Genomic DNA, 20,578 nt, shown 5'->3' with positions numbered 1-20,578 from the left:
GAAACGATGAATATACTCACTCAAATTTTTTATTCGGCAAAACGGATCTTGATTGACCCTAAACCGATTTTCATTAGATTGCTCAGTTTTTTATTAATTATTTTAATATTAGGTACTGCGTTTAAAGACCAATTTAATGTCACCTCTTTGGATAAAGTAAGGATCGTTTATAGCAATGAAGATTCTGGTCAACTTGGTGAAATGTTCATTAGTTCTATGATCGGTGCGAAAGAAATTAGCTCACTGGCAGAGTTCGATCAAGTGCTTTCTCTTGATGAAGGACGAGAGATCCTAAATATTGAAGAGGCAGATGCGTTTATTTATATTCCTGAAGGATTCTCGAACCAAGGGGAAGCGGATGGATCAAGCAAAACAGTTGAAGTATTTCTGGCCAAATCTTCGGGCGTGGATACAACGGTTGTGCGGAATGTCGTGGATAGTCTGATTAATGGGCTAAATACCGCAGGCGTAGTCGCCACCATGTCGGGCAATACACAAATCGATCAAGTGAATTCGGATACCAGCTTGAAGGAAGAGCCTCTAACCGATTCCAAATCGGCGACAGCCATGGGATATTACGCTATTGCAATGCTGCTGATGTTTATGATGCGTGGTCAGGAATATGGCGCTGCAGGAATGGGAGAAGACTATTTGGGTACATTGGGTGATCGGCTCAAGCTTTCACCGATTAAACCTTTCGAACAGTATCTAGGCAAAACGATAGGTCTTTCCTTAGTTACCTTCTTACAGGGGATGGTGATTATCCTGTTTACCAAATATGTATATGATGTGGATTGGGGGAATCACTTTGGTGTCATCGTTTTGATCGTGTTTGTGTTCTCTTTATTAACCACGACACTCGGTGGCCTATTGACAATTATCATAAAGGATTCCGTAAAGGCCGACACACTTGCCAATATTGTAACTCTGGTATCCACTTTTCTTATTGGCGGGTTTATTATTATTGATTTTGGAGCTATCGCAGCAATATCCCCAAGCTATTATGCAAAATCAGCGATATTCAACGTTGTATATAACGACGAGCTAGGTTCTGCTTTTGTAAATATTGGACAGATGTTGGCTATCACCTTGTTATTTGCGGTGATCAGCATTGTGGTTTCAAGGAGGAAGAGAGCATGACGATCTTATTCAACAGCATAGAACGGATATTTCGAAAACCAATAAACATCTTATTTATGCTTGTGCTTCCGATCCTGCTAAATATGTTTTTGATTTCGACGGTAACCAAAGATGTAAAATATAATGTAGGCATACTGGACCAAGATTCATCCCCATTCATAGTGGATCTTATATCGGATATGCAGGAGAAATACAATGTAACATTACTGACCCCTGGTGATGATGTAAAGGGCTTGATTGTAAACAAAAAACTAGACAGTGCTTTTACTTTTCCAGCGGGATTCACTGCAGAGATGCTTGAAGGAAAAGATGTATCTGCTCTGAGCTTTGCCCTTGAGGCGTCTAATGTGGCGAGGCCCGTTCAAGTATACGTATCGAGTTACATATCCTCAGCAAAACAAATTGCGGCAGCTGCAAACGGGAATGAAGATGCATTCTATAAGGGGATGGAAGCTTATAATAAGAATGCATTTGCTGCAGAATATAAGAGCTTCTCTACTGGAAATTCTGAAAAATCTGAAAAAGACGTAAACACGGCGGTTCTGTCCTTAGGTTATATCGCGTTTGGTATGTTATTCTTGATTACCTTCTCTACAAGCTTAATTCTGGAGGATAAGCTAACTGGAGTCTATGATCGGATCACTGCAACACCGCTGACACGTTCTCGTTATTTTTCACAACATATGATAGCAAGCTTCCTAGTTGCCACGATTCAGGTTGTCGTATTAATCAGTTTGTTACCGAAATTAGTCGATATATCCTATGGATCAACATTGGCTCAACAACTGGAAGTCATGGCAGTTTGTCTTGCGTTTGCTCTTGCTTGCGTAGCCATTGGCGTTGCAATCAGCAGATTTTCAAAAAACGCACTGATGGTGAGTTCGCTAACAGCTTTGGTCAATATCCCAATGCTGATGCTCGGTGGCTGTTTTTGGCCTAGAGAAATCATGCCAGACTTTATGCAGCGAATTGGCGATTTTGTGCCGACAACTTGGTTTTTACAAGCAGGAGAAACGGTGTTGTATGATAAAGGTTTAAACGGTGCCATTATTGAATTGTCGTACTTAATTGGCTTCTCTGCTTTGTTATTGATCGTGTCGTTTACAATCAAGTCAGAAAAGGTGAGATGAGTTAACATAATAACCTTTCGTTATGTGAAATGACTGGAAGTGACTCATGAAATAGACATTGAGATTAACTTCAATTTACTTCAATTAATACTCTATCCTCATAACGCGAAACAAATCAAAACCCTTCAAGTAATGCTCCCATGTTTAATAATGAGGGTGTTACCTTGATGGGGTTTTTGTATTGGTGAAAAGTATAACCTGCGCGATTGAAGTGTTAATGAAAAAAATCGAACAGGACAGAAGACAGTATGCAGATTCTAAAATTTCTGCAAAGGATGATAAAGAAGTATCCAGTTGAAGTTCCGCTTCTTGAATCGGCCATGGCACGCGGAATGTAACAAATAACATCCGAATTGGAATTAAAATTAATGATCATAATAGTTATAGATAAAAATATGAGGGTGATAACATGATTTATATCTATAATGATTATGGTGGTACGCATACAACTGCTCTTGCAGCTGCGTATCATTTAAAAGAATTAACCCAGTCAGAACGTAAATTAACTAAAGAAGAAATATTAAATGTTACATATTTCAACAAACTAACTAAAGAGGATTCAGGAAAAATCATTTTTCACGGAATAGATGAAAATGGAGATTCGGTATATACAATAGGACGAAAATCCTCCAAACTTGTTGTTCCCGCATTGAAAGACTTAATTTTATTACTAGAAAGCAAGCACCATTTTCAAGAAAAAATAATATTTTCTAATACTTCACCGACGGTTCCCATCGTTATGTCAATTGGAGGGTTTTTCTCAAGAGGATTAAAAATAGATTTTATTGGTGTTCCATTATTAATTTTAGGAGCTAAACAATGCTGTGATCAAATTTTTCGATTGGTTGAAAATACGAAACAAACAGGGAAGTCTTCTAATGAAGAAAATATAATCATTCTAGAAAATGAAAAATTCAAATAATATTATTTATTATTTAAATAAATAATTAGTTGATTTTCAGTAGCAAGTATTTATAAAATACAAAAACACTTCATCATGCACATGCATGGGAAGTGTTTTTGTCATGCCAATTGTTCTTGTTCAAACCATGATTTAGTGGAAGTGCACACGATCAACGGCAACAAGAACCTGAAATAATGATTATTTATAACTACTTTTTTCAAATGGTGCAGCGACTGCATGTCCAATATCTTTGATCAGAATATTAACATCTTCTGCTGTGTTTCGTATGGGATGCCCATCAAGTGGTTTTAATTTTTGAATTCGAGAGTGGAGTTGATTTACTTTGTAGGAGGTGGCAATCGTACAAACAAAGTACATTGTTTTAATCACAACTCACATATTTTCTTGTGTATTCTCCAATAATGTATTCATCATTAATAAAAAACACAAAAAGGATTGTGAAAAATGACAACTAAAAAGCTGATTGTAGTTGCCCTGATACTCATTATTGGAGTATTGAGTTCCATAAGCACAAATATCTATGCAGATCCTGTTAAAAAAGTCGCTATTATTATTGATGATTTAGGAAATGGCATGAAAGGAACCGAAGAAATTTTAAATCTTCCTACAAAGGTAAACGTAGCAATCATGCCTTTTCTACCTACAACGAAAAGAGATGCCGAGCTTGCTCACCAAAAAGGAATCGATATACTGGTTCATATGCCGATGGAACCCAACACAGGAAGAAGTAATTGGTTGGGGCCGGGAGCTATAACCGCTGATCTTTCAGATGAGGAAGTAAGAAGTAAAGTGGAGGCAGCTATTGATAATGTCCCCTATGCAATTGGTATGAATAATCATATGGGATCTAAAATCACAAAAGATCGACGTATTATGTCCATCGTTCTTGATGTATGTAAAGAGAGGGGCCTCTTTTTTGTTGACAGTAAGACAGATTATCAATCTGTCGTTTCAGAACTGGCTTTACAAAAAGGACTGCCTCCGATAGAGAATGAAATTTTCTTGGACGATCATCGTACTGCAAAACATATCTCTGGGCAAATGAAGCTTATAGAAAAGATGCTTGAGAAACAGGATACTTGTGTCACGATCGGTCATGTAGGAGCAGCAGGACCACTAACTGCAGACGTGATTAGAGACTCTGTCACCCGTTGGTCCGGTAAAATTGAAACTATAAGTATTAGTGAAATGGTGAATCAGGTATGGAAATGGGACCGAGACAATCATTTACCGACCAATAATAAATAAAACTTCTAAGCTTATTGAAATCACATTATAGGCGGCTTTATTTTTAGCTGATCGCTACAATCCTGACAGTTAAGTTAATGAATTACTGAACACAAACGCTTTCATTAGAGCTAGCCTACTGGGCAAATCAAAAATGTGGATTAGAATGTGGGGCCGGGTGTATCTTGGGTCAGATTGTTCTAAATATGAAAGAAATATGGAAAAGTTTATAATACTTTATTCAATAAAGGGGTAGCTTCTCATTCAAGAACAAGACTGTCAAAAGACGGTCTTTTTTTTGTCTTTTAATCAAAATGACTCCTAACGATTACAAAATTCTGAAAATAGTCCTATGACTTTTTCGATTATTACTTAAATTTTTATTGGAGCAATTCACATTAAAATGAGTCCTATAGTAATGGGCATCGACAAATTTTGGCCGAGATTTTATAGACGAAAAGAATCATTTTTCCGGGAATTTTGATGAAATGGGTGTACGCAGCGTAATGTATATACTACGATCAGACAGGGTCTTTTTTACACAAATACGAAATGAAGTCGATTCATATCGATAAACGGAGGAAAATACAAAATGAAATTAAAGACATTGGCAGTAACCGTTATATTAGGGGGCGTTTGTTTGCTTGGTGCAGGATGTGCGGAGCAGAAGCAAGGAGGGGAGTCAACGCTTGGACAAGCCGTGCAAAATGGCAACGATATTATGATTCCACACAATGATCGGCTGCATTTGTCCACTGATAAGAAGTGGATTGAGCAGGAAGGACATCAATCAGATCTAATCCGGCTGCAATGGACGGCGGAAAGAGCTAAACCAGCGATTGTCTGGGTCGATGAGGAGGGCAAGAACAAGACAGCAATTATTTCTCACGACAAGGCAAACAATCCGGAGCAACACGATCATAAACATATCTCGTTCGAGACGACAATGTCACCGACTGGCCAATATGCCAACCAACTGTTCACCCGATTTGAAATTCCATTCGATACCGATATAAGCGAGATCCGTACTCATTCATCCAACTTCAATGTGATGAACGGGGTCTTGCGTGTAGCTGGGGAGAAGGGGTCAAATAGAGATATTGAGTTAAGTGTATCCGGTAAGGAGAATGAAACGACACCGAGATGGGTTGTGCGGGCAGATAGTTCAAAAGAATCGGGTGATAATACGGGATCCAACCTACAGTTTATCCGTTACGACGATAATGGTGAAGTAATCGATTCCCCGCTCAGCATACAACGTACCAATGGTAATATCGGAATTGGCACGAATGATCCTGACACTAAGCTCGATATAAATGGGGACAAACTGCGTATTCGAGAGAAGTATACACCCGCTTCGTCTAGTAGCGCCTGTAGCCAGGGACAGATGGCGTGGGATGATAACCATGTATATGTTTGTGTTGCTGAGGATAACTGGAAACGGACAGAACTATCGTCATGGTAATCTCTTGTTCGTAATTTGTGATATATTGAAAATAACAAATAATCATCCAACCCCTTTAGATTTATTTCAAACTCGTAAGCACCTCAGAAGAGAAGGAGCCAAGTTCGTTCAATTGGCCTTCTCGAAACTTCATTGCAACATAAGGTGACCTGACCCCGCGGTACCAGATCGATTGTCTTTTTTTTCATAATGAATATGTTATTTAAGAAGTAAAGGGGCGTTTCGGTGTATGATTAACGTTATATCTCAAATTCCCGAGGGTGATATTCATCAAAATTCTAGTCGAAGTAATAGACCATACAGAAGAAGAAGAAATCCTCATCAGATGTCACCAAGCAGACGAAGAGATACATGCGCTCGTTAATAAAATAAAAACCGAAACACTTGTTATACTCGGTTATTATGAGGATAAGATCAGCCGCATTAAAATTAGTGATATTTATTATTTTGAAGCTGTTGACGGAAAAGTGTTTGCGTATTGTAAGGATAACGTTCATGAAGTAAAACAAAAGCTTTATGAACTAGAGGAACTTTGCAAAGGGATACATTGTTTTCGTGCTTCCAAATCTACCATTCTCAATATAGCGAAGATTTCCAGTATTCATCCGTCGATTAGCGGTCGTTTCCAAGCATTATTGGACAACGGGGAGAAGGTAGTCATATCACGGCAATATGTGCCCACGCTTAAACACATACTTGGATTATAAAAGGGGAACCTATATGAAGTATTCCGAGCTCATTAAAGAAATGGTTAGAGATTTCTTAACTATATTTGGCTCCATCATTATAATCATCACTATTTTACGGCAAATCTATGCTCCTGATGCAAATTTCGAATTAAAGACGATTTTTATAATTATGGCTTTCTCTTTTCTAGGTGCTTTGACTGGAATCATTTTATATACACCGCATGCGATTAGCGAAAATAAAATGCGTCTCCGTGTGATTTTCCATTTTCTTTTTCTGGAAGCTTTTTTAATTTCTCTGAGTGTTATATTGAATCTCGTACACAATACATTTGATATCCTATTATTGGCTTTGGAAATTGCCGCAGTATATGCTATCGTTCGCATACTGTCATATAAGAGCGACAAAAAGGAAGCTCAAAAGATCAATGAAAGACTAAAGACATTTAAAAAAGAGGTTTAAGAAGATATACATAAACAGAACCTAAATAAATCCGTATTTGTAGTGTAAGTACACACTTCATTACATTGTTTTTACAACTTATTGGCCCTCAGCTACAGCTTATCGTTTATGAGTATACACCTGCTCTGCCATTTCTTATGATGAACTCATAAAAAGTTGGAGGGGGAGCAGAGAAGTCTTATGGAGATTTTAATACTTGTTGTTACGTTAGTCTTTGAACTCACAATTGCCGCTTATTCCATTGCAACCAAGCAAAGGCGCAGCAAGATCAAGAGTTGGATGAGAATCGCAATGTTTATAGGATTTATGATGCTGGTCTTGTGGGAGATCGTCGTATGGGAGTACAGTTGGGGCCTGTTTGCAGGCTTACTCTTTATATTAGCGTTCAAGGAAATCGTAGCACTCCTGCGCAAACAAACACGCACTCCACGTTACAAAGTATTCTCTACGGTATGGAAATTCCTTATATTAGAGCTGATCGTAGTCGTTACCCTTGGTCCTGTTTTACTTTTTCCACAGTATAGGCTGCCGCAAGTGACAGGCCCTTATGCAGTGGCGACCGCCACTTACACTTATGTAGACCAGAATCGTATCGAAGAATTTACGGATCAAGATGACAATCGGTTTGTGAACGTGGAATTTTGGTATCCAGAACAGGCAGACGGAACCTATCCTTTGCTCATGTTCTCCCATGGAGCATTCGGTATTAAAGCAAGCAACTCTTCTACCTTTACAGAACTTGCGAGTCATGGTTATGTGGTTGTTTCCATTGACCATCCCTATCATTCTTTTTATACCTTTTCCGAGGATGGAAAGATTGTGACAGTTAATCCCGAGTACATGCAAGAAGTCAACAATGCAAATAAAGCAGGGATTTATTCGCTTGGTGAGTATTTCGAGCTTACTCAAAAATGGATGACATTACGAACAGATGATATGAATTTGGTCATAGATACAATTTTGGAACAAGCCGGTGAAGGAGAAGATTCAGTATATGAGCTCATCGATACACAGAAGATAGGCGTGTTCGGTCATTCTATGGGTGGCGCAGCAAGCGTAGCTCTGAGCAGAGAACGCGATGACATTAACGCCGTGGTAAATATAGATGCTCCGTTTTTTAGCGAGCTTGCGTATGATAAAGTTACGAATGAACTATCTGCTAAATCCGAAGCTTACACCATCCCGCTATTAAACATTTATTCGGATGATGTATGGATACAGCTGGACAACAGTCCTTCGTATATCGCAAATAAAATTTCAAATGAAAATTATAATAGTGCATATACTGTTCATTTTAATGGCGCAAAACATTTAAGTTTGACTGATCTACCTCTGTTCTCACCTATATTGGCATACCTATTGCAAGGCGGAAAAGCAGATATCGATAAATACTATGCGATTGAAACTCAAAATGAAATTATCCTTCAATTTTTTGACTATGCTCTAAAGAATCAAGGTCTGTTTGTTCCGAAAACGACGTATTAAGTATCTGTTCCGCATGCAGGGGATTGATGTGAACTCAAATACCGACTACTTAAGCTGAAATGTGATATGATCGAAATAATATGACTTATCAATATGATAAGAAAACGGGAGGATATTATGAAAAAGGGTTTGCTCATTATTTCGTTTATTTTATTATCTGTGGTGGCAGTAGCTTGTAACAACGATAATAATAATAGTGCATCGAATGAAGCTGGAACACAGAATATTAAAGAAAAAGTCCATGCGTATAGTGTTGGTTCCTTTGAGGACGTAAGTGCATCTATTACATCAGAGGAACTGATAGTAACTGATGCTGGTAAAAAGACGTCTTTTGATCTTCCAGAGGACGAGTTTTTTGTTTCCATTGCACCGTTTATTGAAAACACACATGAATGTGCTATCCACAGTCTAACGGGGTGCCAAGGGGAATTAGTAGAAAAAACCTTCGATGTGCTTATTCAAGATGAAGAAGGTACTGTAGTGATGGATGACACGATTACTTCATTAGAGAATGGTTTTATTGATCTATGGTTACCGCGAGATCGGACATATCAAGTGAAGATAGAGTATGATGGTAAAACAGCAGAATCTGAGATCGGTACTTTTAAAGATAGCAATACTTGTATTACAACGATGCAACTAACATAACATTCCATATACCACGAAGCCTGAGCGTTCGGGCTTTTTTTGTTTTATAATTTGAAATAGTCGCACCTAAAAAATATTAAACGTTTAATGTTGGGAGTAAAATCATGATCGAAACGTTTGTATCCTCCAATAGTACATGTACAAAAAATTGCCGTACGTTGGTTTGCTTTTTTGCCGGTGTACTGACTTATCGTAATAATTTTGAAGCAGCGGCAAGTGAGATTGCAAAGAGATATCAAAATGTAAAAATTTTGACGATCTTTCCCTATGGGACTGCAAACGGTAAAACGAGGTTCTCTTTCATCCGTCTATTGGCAAAGCAGCTTACCAAGGTTAGCTATGACCTATCCAATGATCAGTCCAAGCGGGTAACAAGTTTATCACAAATCATCAGCAAGCATGCAGAAACTTCGGATCACGTAATCCTTATCGGGCATAGCGCTGGAGGCGTGATCGCTTATCGGACAGGTCTTTTATTGGTGGAAAAATACGGATTTCAGCAGCTTCAAGTATTTGCTGTCGGGTGTCCAAAGTTTCATTTGAGGGACATTCCATACAATAATAGGTTTACATATATCACAGGACAGAATCGGGACAGAATCACACAAATTGGAAAGTGGCGTAAGCCGGGTTCTAGGATATACATAGGTAGACCAGGGCGCGAAATTCAAATGGAATTTAACCCAGCCCATCAAGGATGGAAGTTCCACGCTTCTTATTTTTTGAAATCGGACTGGACGGATTCAAACCAAGTGTTTCGTTCCAATTCAGAAAAATTAGTTTCTAAAATTCAGGAACTGGATCAGGAAACGAATTCACAGGATAGATACTCATAGACAATTGAAGGCACATTTTGTTTATAAAAACGAGTTCAAACACTCATAATGACAGAACGACCATCTCAGCTGCGTCTGCATGATTTTCTTAAAAGATTACCATAATACCAGAAGGACAATTATGGAATCTACTTGGGAAGGAGGCGAGTGCAATTTGAAATGGCTATCGATCATGGGTCTGTTTGGACTGCTTATGTTGCAGGCAAACCCAGCAGATCTGCTGACGGTAACCCAGGATGGAAACTCGCTGAGTACGATTGATCGAAGCGAGCACGCTCTGGGGGTGTTTCCACTCGTGAATATGGACACCTACGGTCAGTGGGCGGATCAACTGGATCGGATAAGTATGAAAAACCCAGAAAACGCGCGAATAGGGCCGGACGGCCAGATTGTAGAAGGACGCATAGGATATCGCCTGGATCAGCGAAAAATGCTGATATCATTCTACGAATATTACTATGGAAAAGGATCGGCGACGATTGAGTTACCGACCTATCCGCTATATCCAAAAGTAGATACCGAAGTACTATCTTCGATTCGAACGAAAGCGATCGGGTATTACGTTACCTATTTTAATTCTAATAATAAAAACCGTTCGCATAATATCGCCTTGGCAGCCAAGGCGATTGACAGCACAGTGGTTTTTCCCGGTGAGTCATTCTCATTCAACGAGGTTGTGGGCATGAGAACTGTCGACAAAGGATATAAACGAGCGGGCGTTATCGTCAGGGGAGAACTATCAGAGGGAGTGGGGGGCGGAATATGCCAAGTATCCTCCACTTTATACAATGCGATTGACAGAGCGGGATTACAGATCGTGAAGCGGTATTCTCACAGCCGAAACGTTCCTTACGTTTTGACTGGGCGGGACGCAACTGTCAGCTGGGGCGGGCCGGATTTTGTGTTCTACAATGCCTATAATCAGCCGATTCTAATTCGGGCTTACAGCAGCGGAGGACGAATCGCTGTTTCTGTCTATTCCTCAGAGCTTATCGAATATCGGCCCCGGCACGTACCGAGCATGTCCAATAAGATTCCAGAAGAGACCGTCGATCGACAAGAGACCTCTGTTAATGGTGAATAAAAAAAACTAATCAAATTTAAAAATATTTCATGATTTAAATATGCGACGAACTAAATATTTGGGAATGGGCGCAATCTCTAAGATTAGCGGTAGAATCCTAAGTATGACGCCTAATATAAAGCGTACGTTATTGGGATTCCTTCTCTTATGATGACCTCTTCTTAATCTGTAGAATTGATTACAAATGAATACATGACTCACATAAATAGTCGCTAATTAGCGGCTTTTTCTGTTGAATTGGACCAAGCACTTGCACCGATTGCCGTAATGGAATGGACATGTTTCAAAGATCGATAGTGAACCATTTCTTTAATAATCCGAGAGCTTTAGTATTTTCTAATCCAAAATTTGGGGTGAAGCGATAGTCTAATCTTCAAGATTGGTTAACCGTTATGTGTATTTATGTTGTGTTTGCCTGTATCGTCATGGCGGCGGACTCCTAAACTTTTACCGTTGATATCGAATTATATTACGTCGTTCATAACCCGATCCTACCCATTTTCCCGGTTTCTATGTTTTAATAAAATGAGTAGTATCAACAAGAAACGATGAAAGTAGGATTCTATGAAGCGACTAACAATTGGCCTGTTCGCCCATGTGGATGCAGGTAAGACAACTTTTGCGGAACAGCTGCTGTATCATACGAACAGTATCCGATCGCGCGGGCGGGTGGATCATCAGGATGCTTTTCTGGACAACCATGACATCGAAAAGACAAGAGGTATTACGGTGTTCGCAGATCAGGCAGTAATGGAATATAAAGGAGATACCTATTATTTGATAGACACGCCTGGACACGTCGATTTCTCCCCGGAAATGGAGCGGGCGATTCAGGTGATTGATTATGCCATCCTGATTGTAAGCGCGGTAGAAGGGGTCCAAGGCCATACGGAGACGGTCTGGCAGCTGCTGCGCAAGCATCGGATTCCAACGTTCTTCTTTATCAACAAAACGGATCGGATCGGCGCAGACGTAGACAGAACTGTGGCGGATATCCGTCAGCAGTTGACGGAGGAAGTATGCTGCATAACTCAGAGCTTCACTGACGGCATCATCGGTGAAGCGTTGCGAGAGGCTATGGCGGAGCGAGACGAAGCATTACTAGAAGCGTTCCTCGAGGGAAGCGAGGATCCTAGCTTTTGGATGGGGGCCTTGCAGAAGATGATAGCAGCAGGTCTTCTCTTCCCCTATGCCTATGGTTCTGCGCTACAAGATACAGGCGTCATTGAATTTCTAGAACAGATGCATTTACTGACTACATCGTCTTATGACGAGAATACTTTGTTTCAGGGACGGGTGTATAAAATTCGGCACGATGAAAGCGGAATGAGACTCACCTTTATTAAGGCGCTGGGTGGGCAGTTGAAGGTGAGAGAAGAGCTTTCTTACGAGAGCAGGGGTGTCCAATATGACGAGAAAATTACGCGGATATTCTTAATGAACGGTCTCAAGTCCCAGCCGGTAGAACAAGTGGCAGCAGGCGATTTGTTTGCAGTTGCCGGATTGTCTGCGGCCGAGGCTGGACAAGGTCTAGGCTTGTTATCAGACAAGATAGTTTACGATTCGGAGCCGACGTTACAATCGAAGGTATTATTCGACAATAGGGTACACGTACAGAAGGTTCTCGCTGCTTTTCGTACGATGGAGGCGGAGGAACCATCTCTGAACGTTGTCTGGGATGAGAAATTCCAAGAGATCTCTATCCGCGTCATGGGATTGATTCAACTGGAAGTGCTGGAACAGATCGTGAGGGAGAGATTTGGATTTGCTATCTCTTTTGGACAACCGGAAATCTTGTATAAGGAAACGATTCAGACTACTGTAAAAGGGTATGGCCACTTCGAACCGCTCCGGCATTATGCAGAAGTACATCTGCTGATTGAACCGGGAGAAAGGGGCAGCGGTATCAAGTTTGATAGCAGATGTCATGTCGATAACTTGAATGTCAGCTATCAGAATTTGATTCGGGATCATCTATATGAACGGGAGCATCACGGACTGCTGACTGGTATGCCTGTTACCGATGTGAACATTACGCTCCTTAGGGGGCGCGCACATAAAGAACATACCCATGGCGGCGATTTTCGTGAAGCTGTCTTTCGAGCGCTGCGGCAGGGGCTTGAGAAAGCTGATAATGTGCTGCTTGAGCCCTATTACGACTTCAAAATCAAGGTCGCTATTGATGAACTGGGCAGGGTGCTGTCCGATATTCAACGTGCTACCGGTATTTTTGATCCGCCGCAGACGAACGAAACGCAAGCGGTGGTCACAGGCAGGGTGCCTGTGTCAACTTTCATGAATTACAGTGCAGAATTTGCATCCTTTACACATGGACGAGGTAGTATTCGCTGCGTGTTTAGCGGTTACGATCGATGCCATAATACAGAAGAAGTCATTGAGCAGATAGGTTACCGCAAAGAGGCAGATCCACTGTATACATCTTCCTCCATCTTTTGCGCTAAGGGTGCGGGTTACTCTGTGCCGTGGGATGAGGCCGAAGCCAAGATGCATCTTGACTTAGAACCTTGAGTTATCTATTAGGAAAACTAATAGGATACTAAGCAACTACGAAATTATCGTGAGTCGTTAATCTGATAATGTAAGAATGAACATAAAGGCACTCCAAGTGAGTGTCTTTATCTATTTAAATCAATCCTAAGTCCAAGTTAATTCTCTTTTGTTTAACAGTTCATTCCTCCACTTTTTAGATTATTAAATTCATCATATAGTTGAAAAAATACATCAAAGCTTTTTTCTTCATCATCATTCTTTTCAAAAATCATGTTGTACCAACCCGATGTGGATTCAGAATACCCTAATTTAACCTTCACAAACTCATGAAAAACCATTTGCCAAAATAGACTGTTTCTTATTTACTTAAGATGATCATTGTCGGCGGGTCATCATAGTTATCATTGCTTTTCTTACCTTTTTGACTGTTGTTTCTCATTCCAAACATTGCCATACCTACAAAATTTAATTATACTCTAGCCACAATAGAATCGCGTAGTTCTACCTAGGAGGGGTTAAATTCCCATGAATTTGGCTATTAAAAAAGCGGGTGTAAAAAGTAATTGCCTCCGCCCCGTATTCACAAAATCGTAAAAGGTAGTGACTCATTATGGGTATGTATGGTAGTGTGCTAATAATCTGGGTCCTTATATCATTCTAATGAATGCGGTGGTTCAGGATTCGATTCGTTTGAAACTTGGAGCAAGAGTACATTTCGGATCTTAGGCAAATTGTAGTTTTTACATAATGTAAGGGAGAGAAACAAAATGAAAAAAAACAGAGCGATATCTCTCGGCAATTTACTGTTTTTTATTCCGGTAATATTGTTAAGTTATTTCATGTGGAATGATTACGAGGATTACATTGATGAGTATCAACCCTCCTTTGAAAGTATCTATATGCTGGATGAGGGAAAGAAGTTAATTGGCTTAGCTAAACACCCCGTTGGAGAGCAATACGATGTTTATCTTTTTGATACCGATAAAGAAAACATAATGAAAGATACGACTGTACATACCAATTTCCAAGCTGGACTGGGACCGGCAACTTATCAGCAAGACGGAATCATTATTCCAACCTACGACGATTCACATGGGCTGCAAATAAATTACTTCCACTCAACAGGTAAGGTTGAAGAGCTGGCTCAGGATACGATCCACCTTTCATCTTCATGGAGCTCAAATGTTTATTCCTGGCGCAGCAGACTCATTGTAGCTGGGGAATCGGAAAATTCTGAATTTTACATAGCTCAAATAAAGGACGGGAAGCTAGTTAAAGTGAATTTAAGTAAACAGGATCTACTTCCAGCCAGACCTGTTCGGATCGATGAAGTGCATGGTAGTTTTAAGAACGAAAAAGCAGTGCCCTTGTTTTCAGTAGCTTTAAAGGATGATAGAACCGCATTTATCAGTGGAATATTAGACGAAAATGGCGATTTATCTGTTCTGCTTCAGGACAAGGATGAAGGAACGTTTGCTGCACAAGATCGGGCTGGCGCTTTGTTCGGTAAGGTCTTTGGATTCAATAACACCAAGTTGGTACGCGTGAATGGGAACTATCCTGAAGAAGCCTCATTTTATAATGCTGACGAAAATCATTGGGGAGAAGCGGTTCCTACGCCGAAGCCGGTTTATCAAGCTCGTGTATTTCTATTGGATGACGAGGAAGTTCTGATTGCCGGATCTACTGCAGAAGATGAATTAAATGGAAGCATTATTGGATATGTGTTCAATGAAACATCCGGAAAATTTCAAGATGCCACTGTACTTCTTGAGCAGCTGTCCTACGAGATTTTGAAAAATGATCAGACTGAATTTTATAAGAATTTGGACAGTGACGTCCTTTATTACCACGGTGGGGATAATACAGCAGGTTATGTCGATATGAAAAGCCAAGAAGCCAAGGTTCTTTCAAGTGAACAGGTCGAGAAATGGACGCTTACTGAATCTAAAAATAAAGTCTCGATACAAAGTTTTTGGAATTATGTTAAACAAGGCGGAGCGATTGTTATTAACTGGGCGGCCTGGGTCTTCATCACTCTACTCACATTCCTGAGCATTGCATTCGCCCCTCGAATGTTGGCCAGATCAAGAGCAAAAAAACTGAGGGATGGTCAGCAAATTCAGGGCCGGATTATTAATATGGAAGAAACGGGTTTATTTGTGAATGAACGTCCGCAGGTCCGATTTATCGTACAGTTCGAGGATGAAGGTCAAATGAAGGAGGTTGAAATCAAGCAGGTCATCTCCTTTGTGGACCCTACCCAAATTGGTGATCCGGTGATGATTAGTTACAACCGCAAGACACACAAGGCTGTGTTCATCACTGAAGAGGATCTTAAACATGCGGCGCAGAAGACCAAACCAGAAGTGATTAAAGATGCGGTCCTCACCCATATCGAACGTTATGGAAGTGTTAACCGGGGAGAAGCCCTTCAGCTTCATTTCTCAGCCGGAGGACAGGACTATACAGTACCGGTCGTTCAGCCGATTGGATTTGAATATCGTACAGGTGAACGAGCGAACCTTATTTTGATTCAGGGAATGGCTAGAATCTTAAGGTACGGTAGCGTAAACTCAGTAAAGGGATCTGACCAACTCTCTCTGCAGGGTGAAGTGATCCATGTGCAGAAGATGCCGATCGTTATTGATAATAAGCAGCTTATGCTTATGGAAATCATGATAACAAGCGGGGCCGAAAGAATCCGTAAAGTTAATAGTCTTTTTGTGCCAGAAAATCAGTCTGTGAATGTGGGTACAGTCCTTCCCGTCAACATGGAAATAGACGATTTAAAGAAAGAAACCCGATTGCTTCGAGCTAAGCAGGGCGCAGCTAAAGTACTCTCCGTTCATTTTGACGGAACAAAGGGAGAACGCCCATTAGCCGATATTATCGCAGAAAAAGACGGAACTGACTACCACATTAAACAGACGATTGAACCAGTCCATGGTGTAGTAGCGGGAGATGACTTGTGGATTGCTTATGATGAACATACGAAAGAAGCCATGATTATTAATTATTCTTCTAGGTAGTAAGATAATTTGAACACCACGAGAACTAGGGTAGAAACAAATAAGCCTGTCGATTTGGCAGGCTATTTATTTTGTTAGATTTTTAAGATTTGTTGAAATTTGAGTGTCTATCAAGTCTTTGTTGATCTAAGAATTAAAGAGACCTAAGCAGGTGAGAAACATGATGTTGAGATCCATGAGAAACAAATTCTGCACACTTTCAACTGACTATTAAAGGGGATGATGAAAAATGGAAGTAAGGCAAATGTCGACCGCCTTCTTATTTAATGAAAACAAAGTAATTATGATGAAGAAAGAAGCAAGTAAAATCACAGATACTGTGTTTTGGACTGGTCTTGGCGGACATTTAGAAGCTAATGAGTTGAATTTTCCGAAGAAGGCTTGTGTTCGAGAAATCTTTGAAGAATCTGGAATACAAGAGGAAGAGATTGAAGAACTAAAATTAAGATACATATTATTACGAGTAAAAGAGGAAGAAATAAGACAGCAATTTGTATATTTCGGAAAAACGAAGAGACTTAAGTTTATAAATTCAGACGAAGGAGAATTACATTGGATTGATAGAGATAAGATTTTAGATATGAGATTATCTAAGATCATAAGCTTCATGATGAAACATTACTTGGAGAATCCTAATAAAAACGAAATCATGGTAGGAACCATTACTATAAATAAGGACGAAGACCCAGAAATGCAGTGGTCTGAACTTAAAGATCCAAAGATATTTTAAAGCACATTCGTTTATACGTATCGAACAGAAAACTTTAGATGAATTAACATATAATCTTTATAAGAAAGGATTTTAAATAATGGACATTTTCGATGAAATTAAATCAATTGGGAAACATACCTGTGTTGCAAGAATAGGTGGATTCCGCCCTGAAAATACAGACCTTAATTGGTTCGGCGGGAATTTTTTGTGTGATCCTTTGGAAGCATGGCCAGAAGATAATGGATCGTTATTAGTTCCCCTTCTTCAAATCTATGTTCCAGATATCAAAGATGGTCATATAATTTTTGGAGACCATATGTTAGTACAAATATATATTGATAAAAATCATCTGCCTATTGATATAAATAGGAATGGTGATGGTTGGAAGATTGTTTTTTATAAAGACATAGAACAATTAAAAACTACAGAGACGCCAAAGCCTGCTAATATTCTTAAATCCTTTCCAGTACGATGGGAAATTAATGAAGTACGAGATTATCCGTGTTGGGAAGAATCATGGGAACATATTGATATGACCGAAATTAATGAAAACGAGGAATTAAATGACCGATTCTTTGATGAATTTGATAGGTACTCTAAAACCAAAATAGGAGGATATGCTTCATATATTCAATCGCCTATTTCTGATGAATTTGAATTTATTCTACAAATTTCTTCAGAGGAAAAGCCAGGGCTCATGATAGGTGATAATGGAAACATATATATTTACAAATCAAATATTGATAATGATTGGTATTTATATTGGGATTGTTATTAAGAGGAGTGTTTATTGTAGTTATAGTGGTTCAGGTTATAGAAAATTCGTACATAAAGGAAGGTGTAGGGATTGTTAAGTGATAATAATCAAAAAAAACTTGAACAAATCGTTCATGAGTATCAGTTTGAACACGCGATGGATTATTTGAAGGAAACTGTACGGCAAGGCATTCGCTTATCTAAGAAAGAGATTGAAACATACAACGAAATAGGCGTTTCTCGTATAGGAGGCGATCCCGATCTCCCCGCTAACGTAAAATGGCCAATGAATTCCGATGGCATTCCAATGACCTTTCTAGCTCAGCTTGAGTTAATAGAATTGGTTCCCCATGATATATCAGCACTTCTTCCTGCAAAAGGTATGTTGTACTTTTTTGTAGGAGTAGATGAACCTGCTTATGGTATTGAGCACAAGGTGATCTATCTATCAGAAGATAATTTACAAGAAGCTAAACGTTACCATTCGCCTGAAGTGACTGCTCTTGAGGATAAATTTCTCGGTTTTCGGGTAAGCGGCAGACCAACCATGGAACCTCCCAATTATGGTTATGTAGATTACGATATAGTGGAAGATGATGAACATGACTATGAACAGTATGAAGAGTTATGTTTTGAGTTGAATGATGAAAACTCAGGTGATTTGGCAGTCCTGTTTGGTTATCCCTCGACTCAGCATGGAGACTGCGAATACGAAGCAGCTCTTCATCTGTTGACTGGCCACAAGTATAACTATTCAACAGAATCAGCATTGGAACAGATCACGGATCATTTTCAAGGTGATTCTGATAGAGCAAAGCAGGAAGTGCAGGATACCTTATTGCTGCTTGCGCTAGACTCCGATCAGGATGTTGGATTCTGCTGGTGGGACGCGGGAGAACTGCAGTTTTTTATTCGAAAAGAAGATTTGCTTGCCGGGAACTTCGCAAACACGTATTGCTCTTTATATTCGAGCTAAGTGATTTTTTCGGATATTATGCATCGCCTTGCGAAAACCCGAAACACCCTTTCGTTATTGAAGGACATTATGCTGGCAGAACATCCATTAAATGCGGAGGAACCTTATTACGAAGAGATTAGTCAGCAAGAATTCGAGATGCTATGGTCCGAGCAGCTTCAATTAGGTATGGAAGACTGGCGCAACACCAAAAGTCTGTTCCCTGTTTGAACTCGAGTGGAAGGATATATAGAAGCTTTTTTTCCACAAGGTACCTTGATTAACCTACTGGAACCTCATGCCGTAGGTATAACGGGCACATCCGATTTGAAATCCGTAACTCCTGCTGAATGGATGTATCCACGCTATCGTGTGATTGCTGAAGTATGTGGATACGATGAAGTTAATCACTGGATACTTCTTACTCGGACCGAAGTAACGGGAAGTCAGTAGGTACAGGTGCCTATTTGCACTTTTCTAAAAATGTAGTGTTAGATTCTACAATGCCTCAGCTGATGAGGAAGGAAATTAAAATTCAATAAGTTATGTTTGTACAGAAATGAGGGATTAGAATAGACAACAAATTAATGACCCGCATCAAGGGCGGAATTTACGGTGTAGCTGTCGGAGATGCTCTTGGCGGAACAACAGAGTTTATGACGGAACAGGAGATTAAGGAAAAGCATGGCTATTTGACGGAAATCATTGGCGGCGGGGTATGGAGCCTCGAACCTGGAGAAGTAACCGACGATACAATGATGACGCTTTGCGTAGCTGATGGGATACTCGAAAATACGGAGGAACCTGTAGAAGCCATCGGGCGTTTTTTTAAGGAATGGTACCAATCACGGCCGAAAGATATAGGAAACATTATTCGCCATGTTTTTGAACAATTTGAAGGAGATTGGTTTGAAGCAGCTTTTATTGCACACATGGACATGGGGCAGAGCGGCGGGAATGGCTCGCTCATGCGATGTCTGCCGGTGGCGCTGGCATACAAGGAGCTGTCTGATATCGATCGAGTGACAATCATGCAGTCTCGAATGACGCATTATGATCCTAGGTGTGCTGAAGTCTGTGTCATGTACAACCGAATTGCTCACCGTCTACTGCAGGGGGAAGATCTTGGAACATCAATCAAGGCAGAGATTGCAGGAAGTGAATACGAAGAAAGTATAAAATCACTTCCGGATTGTCCGCCAAGTGGTTTTGTCGTCCATACTTTCCGGTGGGTACTACATATTTTGCTTCATACAACTACTTTTGAAGAAGTTGTACAAAAGGCGGCTAATCTAGGTGGTGATTCTGATACCATTGGTGCCATTGCTGGAGGGTTGGCTGGTATTTATTATAGTTATGAAGGCATTCCAGCTAAATATAAAAATGCGATTCTCATTAAAGAGAGACTGGACCATACGATTACGAAGTTATATGTAATGAAGACTTCCTAAGGCTAAATAGTAAACAGGATAGGTTTAAAGTGAACTTATACCTGAGGTGAGATTGAGATAAAGATGCAAAAA

At 40.0% G+C, this 20,578-nt stretch carries 19 protein-coding genes; all 19 read left to right on the top strand.

Annotated features, from left to right (window positions below):
- The first annotated feature begins 6 nt into the window (after window positions 1–6).
- The 19 genes from PV403_RS13160 to PV403_RS13070 all read left to right on the top strand — a co-directional run bounded on the left by PV403_RS13160 (window position 7) and on the right by PV403_RS13070 (window position 20,506).
- The gene (locus PV403_RS13160; RefSeq protein WP_332084952.1) at window positions 7–1,140 is read left to right on the top strand and encodes an ABC transporter permease; all 1,134 of its coding nucleotides are present in this window, start codon (window positions 7–9) and stop codon (window positions 1,138–1,140) included.
- Window positions 1,137–2,270 carry an ABC transporter permease gene (locus PV403_RS13155; protein ID WP_332084951.1) on the top strand — a complete coding sequence of 378 codons (1,134 nt, stop codon included), beginning with the start codon at window positions 1,137–1,139 and terminating at the stop codon, window positions 2,268–2,270. The genes PV403_RS13160 and PV403_RS13155 overlap by 4 nt, the downstream gene beginning before the upstream one ends.
- 409 nt (window positions 2,271–2,679) lie before the next feature.
- Window positions 2,680–3,192: a DUF3189 family protein gene (locus tag PV403_RS13150; RefSeq protein WP_332084950.1), complete on the top strand. Its 513-nt coding sequence runs from the start codon at window positions 2,680–2,682 to the stop codon at window positions 3,190–3,192.
- 447 nt (window positions 3,193–3,639) lie between these two features.
- Window positions 3,640–4,443, top strand: a complete 804-nt coding sequence (locus PV403_RS13145) for a divergent polysaccharide deacetylase family protein (RefSeq protein WP_332084949.1) — start codon at window positions 3,640–3,642, stop codon at window positions 4,441–4,443.
- A 571-nt stretch (window positions 4,444–5,014) separates the two neighbouring features.
- Window positions 5,015–5,887, top strand: a complete 873-nt coding sequence (locus tag PV403_RS13140; RefSeq protein ID WP_332084948.1) for a hypothetical protein — start codon at window positions 5,015–5,017, stop codon at window positions 5,885–5,887.
- A gap of 260 nt (window positions 5,888–6,147) precedes the next feature.
- Complete coding sequence (locus tag PV403_RS13135; RefSeq protein WP_332084947.1) at window positions 6,148–6,594, top strand: LytTR family DNA-binding domain-containing protein; 447 nt, start codon at window positions 6,148–6,150, stop codon at window positions 6,592–6,594.
- A gap of 13 nt (window positions 6,595–6,607) precedes the next feature.
- The gene (locus tag PV403_RS13130) at window positions 6,608–7,036 is read left to right on the top strand and encodes a DUF3021 family protein (protein WP_332084946.1); all 429 of its coding nucleotides are present in this window, start codon (window positions 6,608–6,610) and stop codon (window positions 7,034–7,036) included.
- Between the two features lie 180 nt (window positions 7,037–7,216).
- Window positions 7,217–8,521, top strand: coding sequence for an alpha/beta hydrolase family protein (locus PV403_RS13125; RefSeq protein WP_332084945.1), 1,305 nt, complete (start codon window positions 7,217–7,219; stop codon window positions 8,519–8,521).
- A 117-nt stretch (window positions 8,522–8,638) separates the two neighbouring features.
- A complete protein-coding gene (locus PV403_RS13120; protein WP_332084944.1) occupies window positions 8,639–9,169 on the top strand; it encodes a CueP family metal-binding protein in 531 nt (176 codons plus the stop codon).
- 104 nt (window positions 9,170–9,273) lie between these two features.
- A complete protein-coding gene (locus tag PV403_RS13115; protein ID WP_332084943.1) occupies window positions 9,274–10,005 on the top strand; it encodes a lipase family protein in 732 nt (243 codons plus the stop codon).
- A gap of 154 nt (window positions 10,006–10,159) precedes the next feature.
- Window positions 10,160–11,089, top strand: coding sequence for a VanW family protein (locus tag PV403_RS13110; protein WP_332084942.1), 930 nt, complete (start codon window positions 10,160–10,162; stop codon window positions 11,087–11,089).
- A gap of 564 nt (window positions 11,090–11,653) precedes the next feature.
- Complete coding sequence (locus PV403_RS13105; RefSeq protein WP_332084941.1) at window positions 11,654–13,618, top strand: translation factor GTPase family protein; 1,965 nt, start codon at window positions 11,654–11,656, stop codon at window positions 13,616–13,618.
- A gap of 749 nt (window positions 13,619–14,367) precedes the next feature.
- Complete coding sequence (locus tag PV403_RS13100; protein WP_332084940.1) at window positions 14,368–16,632, top strand: hypothetical protein; 2,265 nt, start codon at window positions 14,368–14,370, stop codon at window positions 16,630–16,632.
- A gap of 229 nt (window positions 16,633–16,861) precedes the next feature.
- Window positions 16,862–17,362, top strand: a complete 501-nt coding sequence (locus PV403_RS13095; protein WP_332084939.1) for an NUDIX domain-containing protein — start codon at window positions 16,862–16,864, stop codon at window positions 17,360–17,362.
- A gap of 79 nt (window positions 17,363–17,441) precedes the next feature.
- Window positions 17,442–18,122 carry a DUF1963 domain-containing protein gene (locus PV403_RS13090; protein WP_332084938.1) on the top strand — a complete coding sequence of 227 codons (681 nt, stop codon included), beginning with the start codon at window positions 17,442–17,444 and terminating at the stop codon, window positions 18,120–18,122.
- A 69-nt stretch (window positions 18,123–18,191) separates the two neighbouring features.
- Window positions 18,192–19,076: a YwqG family protein gene (locus tag PV403_RS13085; RefSeq protein WP_332084937.1), complete on the top strand. Its 885-nt coding sequence runs from the start codon at window positions 18,192–18,194 to the stop codon at window positions 19,074–19,076.
- Between the two features lie 69 nt (window positions 19,077–19,145).
- Window positions 19,146–19,286 carry a hypothetical protein gene (locus tag PV403_RS13080; RefSeq protein WP_332084936.1) on the top strand — a complete coding sequence of 47 codons (141 nt, stop codon included), beginning with the start codon at window positions 19,146–19,148 and terminating at the stop codon, window positions 19,284–19,286.
- A gap of 45 nt (window positions 19,287–19,331) precedes the next feature.
- Entirely contained in the window at window positions 19,332–19,508 is a 177-nt protein-coding gene (locus PV403_RS13075) for a hypothetical protein (protein WP_332084935.1), read from the top strand.
- 134 nt (window positions 19,509–19,642) lie between these two features.
- Window positions 19,643–20,506, top strand: a complete 864-nt coding sequence (locus PV403_RS13070) for an ADP-ribosylglycohydrolase family protein (RefSeq protein ID WP_332084934.1) — start codon at window positions 19,643–19,645, stop codon at window positions 20,504–20,506.
- Window positions 20,507–20,578: the final 72 nt, after the last annotated feature.

This window comes from Paenibacillus sp. GYB006 (assembly GCF_036577645.1).
GTDB lineage: Bacteria > Bacillota > Bacilli > Paenibacillales > Paenibacillaceae > Paenibacillus.
The sequence above is the reverse complement of the archived record's forward strand: the minus strand, read 5'-3'. Positions and strand labels throughout refer to the sequence as shown.